We start from the raw sequence: 1,360 nt of genomic DNA, 5'->3' as shown, positions 1-1,360 counted from the left end.
GTCCAGGGCGTCACCGTCAACGGCCCCCAGCACGCGTCCGATCGTGGCCGGCGAGGGAGTGCGTCGCCATGCGAGCAGATGACGGCGGATGCCGATGGCTTCCAGCAGAGTGCCCGCGGCACGCCGGCCCCACTCGGCGAGTTCATCGATGCTCTTCGCCCCGGAGACAACCGCTCAGGCACACACCAGCAGGACCGCCGTCAGCGAGTACCACCGTCCCCGCCACGGGCGCGGATCGGGCACCGGATCGAAGTACGGGCGCAGGTCAGAAACTTGATCGGCACCCAGCGGACCCAGCTTCACCAGCACAGCCGGAATGGGAGAGGATGCAGCAGCAGGCGCGGGCCACCTCATGATCATCGGGCTTAGACACCACAATGATCACGAAGCCCGTGCCTGCCCTGCTTTGCACCCCAAGCGGTCACGACCCGACCAGCCGCACGATCCCGGAACTTGCAACCGCCCTGTCCTCGGCGCCGAGGGCCTCCTCCTTCTCCGCACGGTCATCAAGCACGGCGACTTCGACGCCTACTGGCGCCACCACGTCACCGCCGAAACCCGACGCGTCCACCCCCACGCCGACCAGCGGGTCTACCACCTCACGGCATAAACGATCTCACCGCGGAAGAGCTACACCCAACCGAAAAATCCACCCGCTGCGTCAAAGGCCAACCCGCGCAGCACTACATGCTCACCGCCCTCACCCAAGGACCGCCCTACCCCGTCACCCGCCAGTCCTGCTGGTTACGCACAGTGCCGATACTGCATCGGCCAGGGGGGTGTACAGCACTTTCGAGCTGGTCCGAAACACATAGACCCCGTCGGCCGGTCGGCACCATGCTCATTTCAACGTCGGCGCCGCACCGGCACCGGCGGCCATCAACGCAACGAGAAACGGGGAATACACCACATGGCACAGTCAGGCATGTTCAAGCGGGTGCTGGTCGCTTCCGGTGCGGCAGCACTCCTGTCCCTCTCAGCAGCGGCACCTTCAGCACTCGCAGACGCTCAGCAGGACCACAAAAGCGAGTCGCAGTCCGCCCCGTCCCTCCTGAGCGGAACCAAGGACGGCAAGCGCTGGTACATCGGCAGCGGCAACTCCCACGGCGCAGTGGACTGGGACGACAACTACAAGTCGATCGACAGGGACAACCTGATTCTCAACGACGACGTCTTCCCGTCCGGATACTCCGTCAGGATGAAGGTTACCCAAGGCTCCTTCAAGAAGACCGTGCACGCCTACGGCGGCGACGCCATCAGCGTGCACATACCCGTCTTCTCCAAGGGCGAGAAGGCAAAGTTCAAGGCCTGCGCCTGGGACGACGATCACGTGGTGAAGTCGACGTGTCGGACCGAATAC

Annotated in this window: 2 protein-coding genes; one reads left to right on the top strand and one right to left on the bottom strand. The window is 64.6% G+C overall.

Annotation, left to right across the window (positions count from 1 at the left end; genetic code table 11):
* Positions 1–421: 421 nt before the first annotated feature.
* Entirely contained in the window at positions 422–598 is a 177-nt protein-coding gene (locus ACZ5CR_RS45405; protein WP_468869597.1) for a hypothetical protein, read from the bottom strand.
* A gap of 312 nt (positions 599–910) precedes the next feature.
* Between ACZ5CR_RS45405 and ACZ5CR_RS45400 the strand changes: the two genes are divergently transcribed.
* The coding region (locus tag ACZ5CR_RS45400) for a hypothetical protein (RefSeq protein ID WP_468869595.1) at positions 911–1,360 on the top strand (450 nt) is incomplete at its 3' end.

The sequence above is a fragment of the Streptomyces sp. NPDC031274 genome, from assembly GCF_055570235.1.
This window is presented reverse-complemented; position numbering and strand designations above follow the sequence as displayed.